This is a genomic window from Haloarcula sp. Atlit-47R (assembly GCF_003665985.1).
GTDB lineage: Archaea > Halobacteriota > Halobacteria > Halobacteriales > Haloarculaceae > Haloarcula > Haloarcula taiwanensis.
This window is the reverse complement of sequence record NZ_QPLQ01000001.1, coordinates 92,706-109,879: the sequence shown is the minus strand read 5'-3', so window position 1 is coordinate 109,879 and position 17,174 is coordinate 92,706. Positions and strand designations below refer to the sequence as shown.

The 17,174-nt window shown below is 60.0% G+C and carries 14 protein-coding genes; 10 read left to right on the top strand and 4 right to left on the bottom strand.

Annotation, left to right across the window (positions count from 1 at the left end; all coding sequences use genetic code 11):
- From DVK00_RS00590 to DVK00_RS00580, 3 genes are all read right to left on the bottom strand, one after another.
- The gene (locus tag DVK00_RS00590) at positions 1-639 is read right to left on the bottom strand and encodes a 50S ribosomal protein L1 (protein ID WP_053969032.1); all 639 of its coding nucleotides are present in this window, start codon (positions 637-639) and stop codon (positions 1-3) included.
- Between the two features lie 238 nt (positions 640-877).
- Complete coding sequence (locus DVK00_RS00585) at positions 878-1,366, bottom strand: 50S ribosomal protein L11 (RefSeq protein ID WP_121577088.1); 489 nt, start codon at positions 1,364-1,366, stop codon at positions 878-880.
- A 133-nt stretch (positions 1,367-1,499) separates the two neighbouring features.
- A complete protein-coding gene (locus DVK00_RS00580) occupies positions 1,500-1,700 on the bottom strand; it encodes a hypothetical protein (RefSeq protein ID WP_044951920.1) in 201 nt (66 codons plus the stop codon).
- Positions 1,701-1,856: 156 nt separating this feature from the next.
- Here DVK00_RS00580 and DVK00_RS00575 point away from each other — a divergent pair, with 156 nt between their 5' ends.
- The 6 genes from DVK00_RS00575 (at position 1,857) to artA (ending at position 11,953) form a co-directional block, all read left to right on the top strand.
- Positions 1,857-2,966 carry a GTP-binding protein gene (locus tag DVK00_RS00575; protein ID WP_101350459.1) on the top strand — a complete coding sequence of 370 codons (1,110 nt, stop codon included), beginning with the start codon at positions 1,857-1,859 and terminating at the stop codon, positions 2,964-2,966.
- 93 nt (positions 2,967-3,059) lie between these two features.
- The gene (locus DVK00_RS00570) at positions 3,060-3,500 is read left to right on the top strand and encodes a TIGR04206 family protein (protein ID WP_101350458.1); all 441 of its coding nucleotides are present in this window, start codon (positions 3,060-3,062) and stop codon (positions 3,498-3,500) included.
- 72 nt (positions 3,501-3,572) lie between these two features.
- Complete coding sequence (locus DVK00_RS00565) at positions 3,573-4,325, top strand: VOC family protein (RefSeq protein ID WP_101350457.1); 753 nt, start codon at positions 3,573-3,575, stop codon at positions 4,323-4,325.
- 429 nt (positions 4,326-4,754) lie between these two features.
- Positions 4,755-7,526: a BGTF surface domain-containing protein gene (locus DVK00_RS00560; protein WP_101350456.1), complete on the top strand. Its 2,772-nt coding sequence runs from the start codon at positions 4,755-4,757 to the stop codon at positions 7,524-7,526.
- Positions 7,527-8,041: 515 nt separating this feature from the next.
- Positions 8,042-10,804, top strand: a complete 2,763-nt coding sequence (locus DVK00_RS00555; protein ID WP_121535094.1) for a BGTF surface domain-containing protein — start codon at positions 8,042-8,044, stop codon at positions 10,802-10,804.
- A 147-nt stretch (positions 10,805-10,951) separates the two neighbouring features.
- Positions 10,952-11,953: an archaeosortase A gene (gene artA / locus DVK00_RS00550; RefSeq protein WP_101350454.1), complete on the top strand. Its 1,002-nt coding sequence runs from the start codon at positions 10,952-10,954 to the stop codon at positions 11,951-11,953.
- Between the two features lie 24 nt (positions 11,954-11,977).
- Here artA and dph5 read toward each other — a convergent pair whose 3' ends face one another.
- Complete coding sequence (gene dph5, locus DVK00_RS00545) at positions 11,978-12,757, bottom strand: diphthine synthase (RefSeq protein ID WP_121513075.1); 780 nt, start codon at positions 12,755-12,757, stop codon at positions 11,978-11,980.
- Between the two features lie 75 nt (positions 12,758-12,832).
- On the opposite strand from dph5, the gene DVK00_RS00540 reads away from it, so the two are divergent.
- The 4 genes from DVK00_RS00540 (at position 12,833) to DVK00_RS00525 (ending at position 17,174) form a co-directional block, all read left to right on the top strand.
- Positions 12,833-13,813, top strand: coding sequence for a class I SAM-dependent methyltransferase family protein (locus DVK00_RS00540; protein WP_121577087.1), 981 nt, complete (start codon positions 12,833-12,835; stop codon positions 13,811-13,813).
- Between the two features lie 46 nt (positions 13,814-13,859).
- Positions 13,860-14,111 (top strand): hypothetical protein, encoded by a 252-nt coding sequence (locus DVK00_RS00535; protein WP_101350451.1) that lies wholly within the window; start codon positions 13,860-13,862, stop codon positions 14,109-14,111.
- Positions 14,112-14,172: 61 nt separating this feature from the next.
- Positions 14,173-15,720 carry a DASS family sodium-coupled anion symporter gene (locus tag DVK00_RS00530; RefSeq protein WP_121577086.1) on the top strand — a complete coding sequence of 516 codons (1,548 nt, stop codon included), beginning with the start codon at positions 14,173-14,175 and terminating at the stop codon, positions 15,718-15,720.
- Positions 15,721-15,863: 143 nt separating this feature from the next.
- The gene (locus DVK00_RS00525; protein ID WP_101350449.1) at positions 15,864-17,174 is read left to right on the top strand and encodes an amino acid ABC transporter substrate-binding protein; all 1,311 of its coding nucleotides are present in this window, start codon (positions 15,864-15,866) and stop codon (positions 17,172-17,174) included.

Genomic DNA, 17,174 nt, shown 5'->3' with positions numbered 1-17,174 from the left:
TCAGGCAACCTCCATCGCAGGCCCCATCGTCGTCTTCACGTAGACCGTGTCGATGTTGAGCGGGCCCTTCTCGAGGTCCGCGTGCAGACGGCGGAGGATAACGTCGATGTTGTCCGCGATATCCTCGGCGGACATGTCCTCCGCGCCGACCCGCGTGTGGAACGTTCGCCGTTCCCCGCTGCGGAGCTGCACGGTGTTTTTCATGCGTTCGATGACCTCGACGACGTCGTCGTCGGGGTCGAGCGGTTCCGGCATCTTCCCACGCGGACCGAGGACGGTCCCGAGGTAGCGACCGATGTCCTGCATCAGATCCTTCTCCGCAATGAAGAAGTCAGTGTCATCGGCGAGGTCCTTGGCGGCGTCGTCGTCGCCACCCAGTTCCTCGAGTTCGTCCTCGTCGAGTACGTCGTCTGCGACTTCCTCAGCACGAAGGGCGGTTTCGCCCTCGGCGAAGACCACAATAGTGGTCTCCTGACCGGTGCCAGCAGGAAGCACGACGGACTCGTCGACGCGGTTCGACGGGTCGTTAAGATCTAAGTCGCGCAGGTTCACAGCGAGGTCGACCGTTTCGCGGAAATTCCGCTCAGGTGCGTCCTCGAGTGCGCGCGAGACTGCGTTCTCTATTTCCTGATCTGCCATTGTTCACCTCCGTAGTACGCCAATCGGCTTCTACGGGTCAGTGAAACAGGCGGATGCCTGTCTCGTGCGGGTAGACGCCAATGCGACACTTAAACCCGTCGAACCAGCCCAAGGGCCGCTGACGGGCGTGTTTCCGGTTCGCAGGGACCAGTTGTTGACGGGGGTCCAGCAGACAGTGCAGTGGCTCAGCAGCGTCGAAAGCAAGGGAAAACACACGCCAGTCGCACAGCGGTCCGACTTACGCCTGTGCTTCGGCCGCGAACACGTCGTCGTACTCGCCCGCGTCGATGCGTTCCTTGAACTCGCGTGGGTTTTCGCCTTCAATAGTGACGCCGAGGGAGGTACACGTCCCGACGACTTCCTTTGCGGCGTTCTTCAGGTCGTAGGAGAGCAGGTCAGTCTGCTTTTGCTCGGCGATCTGCTTGACCTGGTCGACGGAGAGATCAGCGACGAAGTCTTCCTGAGGCTCGCCGCTGCCAGTCTCGAAGCCGGCCTCGTCCTTGATGAGTTCGGCCGTCGGCGGGACACCGACTTCGATCTCGAAGGAGCCGTCGTCGTCGTACTCGACGGTGACGGGGACTTCGGTGCCGTCGAACGCTTCCGTCTGGTCGTTGATCTCCTGTACGACTGCCTGCACGTCCACCGGTGTCGGGCCGAGTTCCGGGCCGAGTGGCGGGCCAGGGTTGGCCTCCCCACCGGGAACGAGGACTTCGATAGTTCCAGCCATACATAGTGGAATCCTCGCGGCGGTTTAAAGGATTGCGTTTCACGGATCGCTGCGTGAGGCCTCCACACGCTCGAACGCTCACTATTCTATCGACGGAGCGTCCAGCACGACAAAAAATAGGATCCCTGTCGGCTCAGGCGAACGTCACGCCGTGCCGTGCGAGAAAATCACTTGCGTCTTTGATTTCGACCGGAGAGCCGATGATCCGAATCTGCTCACCGTCTTGATGAACACTCACAGTGAACTGCTGTTCCAACTCCTCGCGAATCCCGTCGAGCGCACCGACTGGCAGCAGTATCTGCGTACTGTCGCGGAACCGACTCGCCGCTCCCATTATCGACATATGACGGAGGGTGGCCTATAGGTGTGTCGAATTACATGAGGGTCGTTTGACCATTCTGAACGGGAAGACAGCCATGACGCGTGCCGCGGGGGTGGCGTCGACGAGGGAGGAAAGCCTTATTCGGTGTGAGGGGCCGACATACACTTAATGGGGCTCGAAGAGGAGATTCAGGAACTCGAGGACGAAATCGCCAGCACTCCCTACAATAAGTCTACAGAGGCCCATATCGGTCGGCTGAAGTCCAAGCTCGCCGAGAAAAAGGAGAAGCTCGAACAGCAGGCCTCGTCGGGCGGTGGCGGTGGCTACGGCGTCGAGAAACACGGTGACGCGACTGTTGCGCTCGTCGGGTTCCCAAGCGTCGGGAAGTCGACGCTGCTGAACGCACTGACCAACGCCGAGTCCGAGACCGGCGCATACGAGTTCACCACGCTCGACGTGTACCCGGGGATGCTCAAGCACAAGGGAGCGAACATACAGATTCTCGACGTTCCGGGTCTCATCGAGGGCGCTGCTGGCGGCCGCGGTGGTGGGAAAGAAGTGCTGTCCGTTGTCCGGACCGCGGACCTCATCGTCTTCCTCATCTCCGTCTTCGAGATCGACCAGTACGACCGCCTCAGCGAAGAGCTGTACAAGAACAAGATTCGCCTCGATCAGGACCCGCCGTGGGTTAACGTTCGAAAGAAGGGTAAAGACGGGATTTCGGTCAACACGGCCTCCGGCGTCGAACTCGACGACGAGACAGTCAAGGCCGTCCTGCGTGAGCACGGCTACGTCAACGCCGACGTGACTATCGGCGAGGACATCGATATCGACCAGCTCGTTGACGGTGTGATGGACAACCGCGTCTACCTGCCCTCGCTCGTCGCGGTCAACAAAGCCGACCTCATTGAGCCAGACTACCTCCCGAAAGTCGAAGACGAACTCCGAGAGCGGGACATCGACCCCGACGAAGCGATCTTTATTAGCGCCGAGGAGGAGAAAGGGCTGGACAGCCTCACCGAACGCATCTGGGAGGAGCTCGGCCTGATACGGATCTACATGGACAAGCCGGGCCGCGGCGTTGACCGTGAGGAACCGCTGATCCTCCGTGAGGGAGACACCGTCGACGACGCCTGCGAGAAACTCGGCGGAAGTTTCGACGAGCGGTTCCGCTTCGCTCGTGTGACCGGCCCGAGCGCCAAGCACGACGAACAGCAGGTCGGGCGTGACCACGAACTCGCGGACGAAGATATCCTGCGAATCGTCGCCAACCGGTAGTGGTTGTCGCGCGTCGGCCCGCGCGTGCACACGACATCCAAGTTCTGACAAAGAAGTAGATGCGTTCATGGGTGTGGAGCCCTGCGACCAGATATGGATCGCGGTCCCCGACGCCGTCTTGTGGCCGTTGTCGTTGCCGGCCTCGTCCCGTGGACAGTAGTGCTAATCGGAGCAGAACTGACGCTCATCTTCTCCTTTGGGCTCTTTAATACGAATCCGCCGGAGCTACTCTCGGCCTATAGCTACTTCGTTCGGTTTACCAACGCACTCCCGCAGTTTATCGAGTCGTGGGGCTCAGGCGTCCTGCTGTATGCCCTTGCCCTGGCCAGCGCTGCCGCCGGTGTCGTCTGGCGTGAGGATGTTCGGGTCACCGCTCTTGCTCTTGCAGGTGCGGGTCTGACCCAGTTTCCCGTGTTTCTGGGATTCAACAGGCGGCTCAACTACGTGGCTGTCCCGGTAGGCTCTCTCGTCTTACTGGCCGTGGTCTGGTGGTACTATCTGCCGGCAATTCGGACCAGTTCGGCGACGCGGTGACCCGCAGTATCGAATCCGGACGGAACCGCCTGTGGCGGTAGCCTTTTCGCTCGCTCGGACCACATGCCGTGTATGTGGTCACTCGATCATACGATGATGCGCGTCGAGGATCTGGACGCCTCGCTAGACTGGTACCAGACGTATTTCGATTACGAGGAAAAGGGCCGCTGGGAAGCCGACACGTTCACGAATGTCTTCCTTGGTCCGGAGGACGTCCACGACGAGGGTGCACTGCTCGAACTCACGTACAATCATGACGGGCGCTCGTACACGATGGGCGACGCGTGGGGACACATCGCCGTCCGCTGTGATGACGTGTACGACGCCTACGACGACCTGATGGACGCCGGTGTCGAGGATTACCGCGACCCAGACTCCTGTGGCGGTTCCTATGCCTTCGTCACAGACCCCGACGGCCATGAGATCGAGATCGTCGAGCGGGACCACGGCGCGAAGTGGTCGCTCGACCACACGATGATCCGCGTCGAAGACGCCGACCAGGCTATCGGCTGGTACACCCGAAAGCTCGACTACGACCTGTTCCGCCGCGAAGAGTTCGACGACTTCGCCCTGTACTTCCTCAAGCCCGAAGATGCTCCCGACGAGGCGATGTCAGTCGAACTCACATACAACTACGACGGCCGGTCCTACGAACTTGGCGACGCGTGGGGGCACCTCGCGGTTCAGACTGATGACCTCCACGACGCGTGGGAGACGCTGATGGGGCGCCACGCCGAGGACTACCGTGATCCCGGTAGCTGTGACGACCGTTACGCGTTCACCAAAGACCCCGATAGCCGTGAAATCGAAATTGTAACGAACTGACGGTACTAGTCGGAAGTGACCGTTCAATCCTCCTCTATTCTCATGCCGTAGCTGTCAGGTGTGGTTCTTCTGCGGACTCGTTCCTGAGTGAGCAGTTAGCACTCGTGAGGGTCTGGTATCTCTGGCCAATGAAACCAGCTCCACGATGTACATTCAACCCGTCAGACGCACGAATGACGGAATTATAGCTTGGAATCCACGCTGCTTCTCCTACATCTGATCGCCACGGACGGCGTTTCAATCCTTGACCAGTCATGACAGTCAGATATCCTAACCACAAAACATTTACAGTATACACCTATCGTTTAGACTGTACCCCTACCCATGGCGCCAGAAGTGAGTACGCCGGTTCGGTCTACACGCGATTGCGGTGATTGCGTTCCGACCAGGTGGAAAACTGCTGGGGTCGCCCGATAGCAAACACAAACTATGACAGGAAACTCAGACAAGATCCGCAGCCTGTTCCTGACGGCGCTGATGGTCTTCTCGGTATTTGCCGGGACCATCGCGTTCTCCGGTGGCGCAGCCGCCGCCGCAAACGTCAGCGTCGAGCAGGCAGCAGAATACGATAGCGGCACAGTTGAACTGGCACTTAATGGATCGACCGGCAGCGCAGTCCCAAGAGGGAACATCGATGTCTACATTGACGGGAACGAGAACCCCGGTAATTACAATGTTTCCTCTGTCGATGGGACTGACGACGGGACGACTGGACGTCTTGAGTTCAGTCTCGATCAGGACGTTCAGCCGAACCGGAATCTGACTGTCAAGGTCACCGGTCTCAGTGGCGGTGACGGAACCGTCGTCGCTCAGGATATCGACGTGACATCCGAGACAATCACGACGACTGGGACAAACGATACGGACATCAACGCCTTCCGCGGTGAAGTGATTGCCGTTGAAAACACCTCTGCAGACAACGTTAACAACGGCCCATCCATCGAGGTTGATGCAGACAGCGTCGTTCTGTCCGACTCGTACACTGACAACAGTGAAGTCTACACCGTTGACACCAGTGACCTCGACACTGGCGAGGATTACACGATCAGTGTCAACAATAATGAGGAAGCGGTCGTCACAGTCAGCGACCTCAGTCTGGAAGTGAACATCGACGATGATGTCGGCGACGGTGCCAACATCGACGACACAGACACGCTGGCTGTCAACGTCTCCACGAACCGTGGTGGCGAGCCAGCCAACGCAACGCTGTTCAACGAAGACGACGACAAGGTTGCCACAATTGTCAAAAACCTCCAAGGTAACGAAAATGTCGTGTTCGACTTCGGCAACCAGAGCGCCGACGACAGTCCGTACTACGTCAAGGTGACGGACAACCAGACCGGCGTCTCCGCGGAATCCGACCAGATCAACGTCTCCGAGTCCGACGACGGTGACGCAAGCTTCGAAACCTCAACTGTACAGGATGAGATTGGTGATGTCAGCAACATCACGGTCCAGATGTCCAACACCGAGGACGCCGTGATTAACGTTGGTAGCCAGGAAGACGACAACTACTACATCCAAGGTCAGCTGACCGACGAAGATGGTGACGGCGAAGTCACTGTTCAGTTCAACAGCTACACCGCTGGGACTAACAACAACAACACGGTTCTCAGTGTCCCCGGTGACGACGACCTCGATGATGTCGAAGAGGGTGGTAGCTTTACCGGAAGCAGAGCAGCCCTCGATGAGGACGTGCTTGAAGCCGGTTCCTACTCGATGAATGTGACTGCAGGGACGTCCCCAGATGTCACCAGCCCTGATAATGTTGGAACGCTCCGACTTAACGAGAACTCAGTCGAGAATATGCGGACTTGGGTTGCACCGAGTGACGCGGATATCGACGACGAGGATATCGACATCTACGATCGCATCGGTGAGAACCTCACGCGGTCCGACGATGTCGCAGCTGAGGATCTCGTCGTCCACGAAATCGAAGCATCCGGTATCGAAGGTGCCCTCGAATACGAGCAGGAAGATAACGGATCTTCCGACGTGACTGAGGCGTTCATCGCCGCTGCCGACACTACGCCGGATCGTATCAATGATGACTCGAGTGCGTCCGGCCTCCGACTCTACGTCAACCGGACCGATGTCGGTGCGAACGCGGATGAAGATCCCGTCAACTTCACGAACAGCAGTGATGCCGTGACTGTTGTCGACGACCCGGACAACAACACCTACTTCGTTGCTCTCGACACCAGTGATGTTGAGTTCGAGTCTGGTAACACGATTACCGGCGAAGAGGACACGGCACTCAACGCGACCTTCTCCGTTCAGGAAGGGCCGTTGAGCGACGATAGCACATCCGAAAGCGCACTCTACACAACGTCCGAACGCAACGCGGAGTTGAACCTCGACGAGGACGGCTTCGTTACTGTTGGAGCCGCGGCCGGACAGACCGTGAGCGGCGATACGAATGTCGCTCCTGGCTCCGAGCTTGAGGTCGAAATGGAGTCTGAAAGTGAGGCAAATCCATTCGTCCTCCGTCCAGAAGCAACTGTCGGTCCAAACGGCACGTACACTGCCACGGCTGACTTCAGCGAATACTCCGCCGGCACGAACTTCACCGTCCAGACGCTCGACGTCGATGGTGACTCTGACTTCAGCGACGAGGAAGACGGCCGCATCGTCGAAGCCGACACGGCCACCGTGAGCATCAGTGACCAGGAATCCGACGGAAGCGAAGTCGTCGTCGACAGCGCGCAGCTGTCTAGCGGTGGGTTCATTGTCATCCACGACGGCTCACTGCTTGACGGCGATGTCGAAGGTAGCGTTATCGGGAACTCCGAATATCTCGAAGCCGGTACCTACAATGACATCACGGTCACGCTCGACGAGCCAATGGACGAGAACTTCACGGCCATCGCGATGCCGCACCTCGACACCAACGGCAACGAAGCGTATGACTTCCCGGGTGCTGACGGTCCGTACACCTCGAACGGCTCTGCCGTGACGGACAGTGCGAACGTGACCGTCTCAGCCGAGGAACCGGAGGACACGCCTGAGGACACGCCTGAGGACACGCCTGAGGACACGCCTGAGGACACGCCTGAGGACACGCCTGAGGACACGCCTGAGGACACGCCGATGGACACTGAAACCGAGACCACTGCAGCGGAAGGCCCTGGCTTCACCGCAGCTATCGCGCTCATCGCGCTGGTCGCTGCTGCGCTCCTCGCTGTCCGACGCGACAACTAACCGGAACACCCCCGGTCCCTGAACACCGTTCTTTCTTCCGCGCGCACGTGGGCAGTGCCAACAGTCTCATACAGCGTCACCGATTCGCGGCCCGGTTCCCGATTCGGGATTGTGCCTTCGCTTCCATGCAGCTAATTGCCGACTGTCAGTCGTGACTGGGTATAGTCGGACGCTGGCGCTCTCTTCGAAATGAACTCCGAGTGAGACACACCGGTCTGTGGCGCTCTTCAGACAACTGCCTCAGCCGGCGTGGATCCTCTCTAATTATCTAACAGGTCAACGGAAATACCATATCAGGTGTAAATATATGTTCAAAAACATTATTCGCTGATGACTACTTGTAGTATACTTACCAGCTTTATTCCACAAAGCATTTACCACACTTCGGGCAATGTACCGATACCCCTACCCATGACGCCAGAAGTGAGTACGCCGGTTCGGTCTATGCGGGGCCTCGGTGGCCGCGTTCCGACCAGGTGGAAAACTGCTGGGGTCGCCCGATAGCAAACACAAACATGACAGATACAAGCGAAAAAATCCGCAGTCTGTTCCTGACGGCGCTGATGGTCTTCTCGGTATTTGCCGGGACCATCGCGTTCTCCGGTGGCGCAGCCGCCGCCGCGAACGTCAGCGTCGAGCAGGCAGCAGAATACGATAGCGGCACAGTTGAACTGGCACTTAATGGATCGACCGGCAGCGCAGTCTCTGCCACTGACATCGATGTCTACCTCGACGGGAACAAGAACCCGAGCAACTACGGCATCACCAGCGTCGGTGCTGACGGGCAGAACGGACGTCTCGCGTTCAGTCTTGCTCAGGACGTTCAGCCGAACCGGAACCTGACTGTCAAGGTCAGCAACCTCACCGGTGGCGACAACACAATCGTCGCTGAGGACATTGATGTGACGTCCGAGACGATTAAGGCGTCTGGTTCAAACGATACGGACATCAACGCCTTCCGCGGCGAAGTGATTGCCATTGAAGACACCGACGCAGACGCCACTAACAACGGCCCATCCATCGAGGTTGATGCAGACAGCGTCGTTCTGTCCGACTCGTACACTGACAACAGTGAAGTCTACACCGTTGACACCAGTGACTTCGACACTGGCGAGGATTACACGATCAGTGTCGACAATACTGAGGAAGCGGTCGTCACAGTCAGCGACCTCAGTCTGGAAGTGAACATCGACGATGATGTCGGCGACGGTGCCAACATCGACGACACAGACACGCTGGCTGTCAACGTCTCCACGAACCGTGGTGGCGAGCCGGCCAACGCAACGCTGTTCAACGAAGACGACGACAAGGTTGACACAATTGTCAAAAACCTCCAAGGTAACGAAAATGTCGTGTTCGACTTCGGCAACCAGAGCGCCGACGACAGTCCGTACTACGTCAAGGTGACGGACAACCAGACCGGCGTCTCCGCGGAATCCGACCAGATCAACGTCTCCGAGTCCGACGACGGTGAGGCAAGCTTCGAAACCGGAACCGTTCAGGACGAGCTCGGCGATGTCGCCAACATCACGGTCCAGATGTCCAACACCGAGGACGCCGTGATTAACGTTGGTAGCCAGGAAGACGACAACTACTACATCCAAGGTCAGCTGACCGACGAAGATGGTGACGGCGAAGTCACTGTTCAGTTCAACAGCTACACCGCTGGGACCCATGGAACCAACACGGTTCTCAGTGTCCCTGGTGACGACGACCTTGATGAGGTCGAAGAGGGTGGCAGCTTCAACCGAGGAACGCTCTCGGACGACGCACTTGAAGCCGGCTCCTACTCGATCAACGTGACTGCAGGGACTTCCCCTGACGTCACCAGCCCCGACGCAGTCGGGACGCTTCGCCTCAACGAGAACTCCGTTGAAAGCATCAATACGTGGGCCGCCCCGAGCGACGCAGAGATCGACGATGACGATGTCGATATCTACGACCGCATCGGCGTGAACCTCACCGAGTCCGACGACCTCGCAGCCGAGGACGTTGTCGTCCACGAGATTCAGGCCTCCGGTATCGAGGGTGCACTCGAATACGAGCAGGAAGACGGAAGCGCGTCTGACGCAACCGAAGCGTTCATTGACGCGACCGACACCACGCCGGACCGCATCAACAGCACTGATACGACGGACTCCGGCCTCCGACTCTACGTCAACCGAACCGATGTCGGTGCGAACGCTGAGGAACAGCCGATTGACTTCTCGAACAGCAGTGGCGCCGTAACTGTTGTCGACGACCCGGACAACAACACCTACTTCGTCGCTGTTGATACCAGCGACGTTGCGTTCGAAAACGGCAAGACGATCGTTGGCGAAGAGGACACGCGCCTCAACGCGACCTTCTCCGTCCGAGAGGGTCCGCTGACCGACGACCGCAACAGTGACAGTGCGATCTACACCACGTCTGAGCGCGACGCGACGCTGAACCTTGACGACAGCGGTGTTGTCACGGTCTCGGCCGCGGCCGGGCAGGAAGTGACTGGTACGACGAACGTCGCCCCCGGCTCCGAACTCGAAGTTGAGATGGAGTCTGAAAGCGAGGCGAACCCGTTCGTCCTCCGCCCGGAAACTGATGTCGCACCTGATGGCACGTACACTGCCACGGCTGACTTCAGCGAATACTCCGCCGGCACGAACTTCACCGTCCAGACGCTCGACGTCGATGGTGGCTCTGACTTCAGCGACGAGGAAGACGGCCGCATCGTCGAAGCCGACACGGCCACCGTGAGCATCAGTGACCAGGAATCCGACGGAAGCGAAGTCGTCGTCGACAGCGCGCAGCTGTCCGAGGGTGGCTTCATCGTGATTCACGACAGCACTCTCCTTGACGGCGAGGTCGAGGGTAGCGTTGTCGGGAACTCGGAGTACCTCGAGGCAGGCAGCCACGAGGACATCACGATCACGCTCGACGAGCCGATGGACGAGGACTTCACGGCCATCGCGATGCCGCACCTCGACACCAACGGCAACGAAGCGTACGACTTCCCGGGCGCTGACGGTCCATACACCGCCAACGGCTCCGCCGTCACGGACAGTGCGAACGTGACCGTCTCAGCCGAGGAAGAGCAGACCGAAGCGCCGGACACGGAAACCGAAACCGAAGCGCCGGACACGGAAACCGAAACCGAGGAGCAGACTGAGGAGGCCACCACCATGGACTCCGGAACCGAAGAAGCTGAGACCACCGCCGCGGAAGGTCCCGGCTTCACGGCAGCTATCGCGCTCATCGCGCTCGTCGCTGCTGCGCTCCTCGCCGTCCGACGCGACAACTAACCGGAACACCTCCGGTCCCTGAACACCGTTCTTTCTTTCGTGCGCTACGCCGGTAGCGACAGCGCTACCGATAGGTCGGTCTGACGACACTACCGCACAGTAGCGCAACGACAAAACATATACGCCGGTTTGGCTAACGTACGAGCAATGAGTGAGACAGTCCTGCAGGCAGGCGTCGACATCGCTGGACTGTCGTTCGACCCGGTCACAGTTTCGGAACCGCTGATGTGGCTCGTTCTTGCGGCGTTTCTGGGAAGCGTGGCCGTTGCGCAGTATGATACGCGACTGGCTCGCCCCGTTGGCACGGCCGGCTGGGTTTTATTCGCGGCGTACTGGCTCGTCCTGGCCCCGCATTTCATACTGATACAGAAAAGCGTCGTCGAGGGACTGGGAAGCGTCATGGCCGTCCCACTGTCGCTGTACACCGGCTATTTACTCTGGAACGGCCGGGAGTCGTTGCTGGTATTGACCCGTGCCATCGGTATCATGGGGGTCATCTACGTGCCCTTTCTCACTATCGGGCCGCTCCGCCAGACAATCATCGAGATCGTCACTGATCAGGTCGCCTTCCTGATGACGCTCATCGGGTACGACCCGATGGTAGTCGACGGGCTTTCGTACAACGGCATCGACATCGCGTCGAAGCAGTACCCTTACGAAAACACGTTCTGGTTCGACAGGAACGAGCGGCCGATAACGTACACTATTATTCTGGCCTGTACAGGTATCGGCAGCATCTCCATCTTCGCCGGCGGCATACTGGCAGTCAAGGCACCGTGGCGGCGGAAGCTCCGCGTGCTGGTCGGGGCCGTCGGTATCATTTATCTCTTGAATCTCCTTCGGAACCTCGGGATCGCCCTGGCCTTTGGCCTCCAGAAGGCGCAGTTCTTCCCGGGAACGGTCATGACGCTGTTTGGCCTCAGTGACCCACAGCTCGTGTCCTACTACATCGTCGACCGGATGGTGGCGCAGTTCGGCTCCGTCATCGTCCTCGTCGGGCTGACGTGGGTACTGATGCGGGAGCTACCGGAACTCACGGTTATCGTCGAGGACCTTCTGTTTCTCGTGACCGGAACAGAGTACGACCTCGGAACGGCGTTCGAAAAGGACCGGTCGGAGTCGAGCCCCGCAGCGCCCGGTGACGACTGAACCGCGCCGCGGGACCGACACTCGCTATTCTAGCGCTGCACCAGCGATTGACTCCAGTGCATCCGCCTCAAGCGGATGAAGTGACCCGGGGATGACAAGCAAATGTAGCGGGTCGCCAAACGTCTGTGTAGCGAGTTCGTCGAGCGTAGCAGCAACCACCAGTGGTTCAGGACTGCCGGCTCTGGCCACGACAACGCCGTGCGTGTCCGGGAATGGCTCCGACAGCATGGCGGCGGCTTGGCTTGCGGTCATGTACGTGTCGTCGCTGTCGTCCCAGTGGGGGTCGTCGACCTTGATATCGAGGTAGACCAGCGTATGGAGGTCCCGGTCCTGATTGTCCTCGATGGTAGCAACGACGCTATCCGGAACGCCGTCACCGCCGTGGGCGTCTTCGAAGGGGAGCGTTGTGGCCTTCCCGAAGCGGTAGTTCTGCAGGCCGGTCAGCGAACCGGCGGCAGTCTGGGCGGTCGTGCCGTGGACGATTCGGGTCTGGATACCGCGGTTCTCGGCACGGAGTCGGAGATCAGTGTGTGTCGTTGAGACCATCGTATCCCCGGCGGTACAGAAGACGACGCTTTCGCGCTCAGCGGCTTCGAGAATCGGCTCGGGGTCCTGCTCGATACCGGCACGGTCGCGGAGTTCGATACTCGTCTCCAGCGCGTCCTCCAGCGTTTCGAGATCAGTGCCGATCAGCCGGCTCGTGTAGAACTCGGCGAACACCCGGTCGGCGTCCCGGATGGCGTCGCGGCCTGCGACCGTGACAGAGCGCTCGTCATAGAGGCCCAGTCCGACGAAAGTGAGCATATCCGGAGTGGGTCGCCGCCGGGCATAAAGGGCGCGAAGCGTCAGGCTTACCACCCACGGTCGGAGAAGAGACGTATGGGCGTTCCCTGCGTTCGCGTTCCCCGCGAGGCCGGCGAAGAGACGCGCCAGCGCCTCGCCGAGGCAAACCTCGTCGACGACGGCTACGATATCACGGTCGTCGACGGCCAGCTATACGTTCCTGTCACCGACCCCACAGCGGTGCCGTCAGACCTGGCCGTCGTGGAGGCAGATCCGCCGGTTCGCGAAGGCCAGACGATGCCGGCGGATGCCCTCGGCTTCGATCCGAGCTACGAACGCATCGGCGACATCGCGATTGTCGACGAGGACGACGACGAGCGGGCGCGGGCGATTGCCGACGCGATTATGAAGTCGGACCTCCCCGTGCGAGCGGTGTTGAATCGCGCATCGAAAATCAAGGGCGAACAGCGGGTCCGCGACTGGGACGTACTCGCTGGTGAGGGGACGGAAGTCACTCACCGGGAGTACGGCTGTACGTTCGACCTCGACCTCGCAGAAGTGTACTTCTCGCCGCGGCTGGCGACAGAGCGCCATCGTGTTACCAAGCAGGTCAGTGCGGGAGAGCGAGCCTTCGACATGTTCGCCGGTGTCGGTCCGTTCGTGATTCCGTTCGCCAAACGCGAGGCGACCTGTGTCGGGACCGACATCAACGAGACGGCGATCAAGTACCTCCGGGCAAACACAGAGCAAAACGGCGTCTCCGACCGCGTGACCGGTATCTGTGGCGACGTACGCGAGGTTGCCGGCGAGTACGAGGGCTGGGCCGACCGCGTCGTGATGAACCTGCCCCACAGCGCCGATGAGTTTCTTGAGACCGCCGTCTGTCTGGCGGCCGACGAGTGCGTTCTGCATTACTACGACATTCAGCACGAGGATGACCTGTTCGGTCCCGGCGAGCGAGTGATCCGGGCGGCTGCGGAGCCGACGTACGACGTGACGGTCGAAACGCGCCACACTGTTCGGTCGTATGCCCCGAAAGAACACAACGTCGTTCTCGACGTTCGGCTGACACGCTAAGACGAACAGTTATGTTCATTCGTCTGATGGTGGGGAATAGTAGCAGATGGAGGTGAGCGAGGGTGACGACATCGACATCCACGACATCTCGCCGACAGCGTGGCGGCTCCTCCGCGTCGCGGCGGGGTTCGGCCAGCGGGAGGTCGAGGTGGAAATCGACGATATCATGCAGGCTCACATCTCGATGCTGGAGAACAACAACCGGAGCCTCTCGGAGCAACGACTCGAAGTGTTGTTCGATCTGTACCAGTCGGAGCTGACTACCGAGCAGGTTCGCGTGCTGGTTTCGAACTTCTAACCATGACCGAAGGGATATCCAACGGACGCCGAGACGCGGTGACTAACCAGCGGGGCTTGCCATGACCTGGTCGGGTCGAACGCGACCGCGACGAACGGCGGCGGCGATTGCCGTCGCGCTCGCCTCGACAGCTGTGATAGCCGCGGTCCCGACGCCGTCCGGACTCGATATCGCCGCCCAGTATGCACTGGCGACGATGGCCTTCGCGGCGATTCTCTGGGTGACCGACGCGCTGCCGCTCCCGGTAACGGCGCTGCTGATACCGGTGTTACTGACGGTGTTCGGCATCTACACCGAGATGGAGGCCGCACTCTCGGGGTTTGCCGACCCGCTCATCTACCTGTTCGTGGCCGGCTTCATGCTCGCGAAGGCGCTCCAGACTCACAACATCGACCGTCGCATCGCCCTGCACCTCATTAGCTGGATGGGGCGCTCGCCACGACTGCTCATTCTGGCAATCATGGTTGCGACGGCGTTTCTCTCGATGTGGGTGTCGAACACGGCGACGACGGCGATGATGACCCCCGTCGCGCTGGGTGTGCTTGCCGAGGTTGTCGGTCGAGATGTTCCCGACGGCGAGACATCGAACATGCGGGTCGCGACCTTGCTCGGCACGGCCTACGCGGCGAGCGTCGGCGGGGTTGGGACCCTCATCGGGACACCGCCAAATGTCGTCGCCGTGGCGTTTCTCGACAGGCTCATCGGTGTCGAGATATCGTTCGTGCAGTGGCTGGCCATCGGGCTTCCGATCGTCGTGTTGACCCTCCCACTGACGTGGTACGTTCTGACGTTCTGGCTCTACCCGCCGGAAGTCGAAGACGTGAGTGAAGCGAACGCGCAGGCGAAAGCGTATCTTGCGGAGGAGGGGCCACTGTCGGCAGGGGGTCGCCGCGCAGCGTATATCTTTGCGGCTACAGCGGGCCTGTGGATCCTCGGTGGGCTTGGGTTCCTGTTCGAAGGCATTCTTCCCGACCCGGTGTTCGTGACACTGTTCGGCGGCGCAGGCGACACTGTGTTCGGTCTGACGGGGCATCGGGGCGTCCTGTATCTCGTGGTGGTCGGACTGCTCGCGATCCCGGCACTCGTCCTCTCCGGCGCCGACGACTGGGAGAATCTGGTCGATATCGACTGGGGGACGATTATCCTGTTCGGTGGCGGCATCTCACTGGCAGATGCACTGGCCGAAACCGAGGCGACGACGTGGCTGGCACGGACTGTCTTCGATACTCTAGTCGGCGCACCGCTGGTCCTCGTCGTGCTTGCTGTCGTCGTGTTCACCGTGCTGGTGACGGAACTGTCCTCAAATACGGCGACGACAACGATACTCGCTCCGATCCTCATCGGCCTCGGGAGCGTGCTCGCCGGAACACTCGGCGTCGAGCCGGTGCAGGCTGCGATTACGCTGACGGTTACCGGGGCTATCGCGGCGAGCTTCGCGTTCGCACTCCCCGTCGCGACGCCGCCGAACGCCATTGTCTTCGGCAGCGGCCACCTAGAGCAGCGGGATATGATACGGGCCGGTATCGTGCTGAACGTCCTGATGACGCTCGTGTTGACAGGGCTTGTCCTCGTTTCCTTCGCGGTCTTCTGGCCACACATACTCTGGTAGGCCGCTCTTCCGCGTGGCTCGCTCTGAGAGGGGTTTTATACGTACAGGTCTGTCTCTGTCGCCGTATCCTTAACATTTAATAGGGTATGTCACAACGGAACGTACAGGCCGTGTATCATTGATACACGGGTGTAAAACGACCTATGACTGGACAACACGACCGACGCGCGTTTCTGAAGGTGGCAGGAAGCACAGGTGTCCTCGGACTGACCGGCCTCGCTGGCTGTTCTGGTGACGGGGGCGACGGCAGTAGCGACGGGGGCGATGGAAGTGGTGGCGGCGACGGCGGCTCCACCGGCGAAAGCGGCAGTGGAACGAACGTCATCACTCTCGGTGGCTCGATGAGTCTCACTGGAGACAACGCCGACCTCGGGCAGTTGTACAAGGACGCGTACGAACTGACCATCGAGCGCATCAACGAGTCCGGCGGCGTCGAGGCCGGCGACGGCAACACGTACGAACTGGAGATGGTGCTCCGTGATGACAGCACCGACGCTTCCCAGTCGAAGTCCATCTATCAGGAACTCATCGACCGCGAAGGGATCGACTACCTGCTCGGACCGTACTCAAGTACGGTCACCCTGCCCGCGAGCGCCGTGGCCGCACAGAATCAAAAGCCGATGGTCGAGGGCGGCGGCGCGAGCCCTGAAATTTTCGCACAGGGCAACGAGTGGATTTTCGGCCTCCTGCCGACGGCGAACAAGTACGCCAAGAGCTACATCGACATGTGCCTCGCACAGGACTCGGCACCGGAGTCTATCGCGATCCTTGCCGAAGACGGCACGTTCAGCCAGTCGACCGCAGAGGGGGCACGGAACAAAATCAGTGACACAGATCTGGAACTGGTCGTCGATCAGACGTTCCCCTCGGACACGTCTGACCTCTCGACGAACCTCGGCAGAGTTCGAGACAGCGGCGCTGACATCCTCCTGCTGTGTGCCCACCAGAAGCACAACATTATTCTGGCCAACCAGATGGAGAGTCAGAACGTCAACGTCGACGCGGCGATGGGGACCGTCGGCAGCCTCAACGAATCGTTCAAGAACGAGGCCGGCGCGAACGGTGATTATCTGTACGGGCCGTCCTCGTGGGCCGTCAACGCGAACTTCGACGATCCGGTGTTCGGCAAGACCGGCGACTTCGTCTCGGCTATCGAGGAGAACTACGACTACACGCCGGACTACCACAGCGCGGCCGGCGAGGCAGTCATCCTCACCTATATGAACGCCTTCCAGAACGTCGACGAACTCAACCCGACAGCGGTCCGAGACCACATCCGACAGGCCGAATTCTCGACGGTGTACGGGTCTGTCGCCTTCGATGACAGCGGCGTCATCGACAAGAACATGCTGGTCTATCAGTGGCAGCCTGACCCGGGCCTCCAGATCACGTACCCGGAGAACGTCGCACAGTCGGAACCGATATATCCGATGCCCGACTGGAGCGAGCGCTGA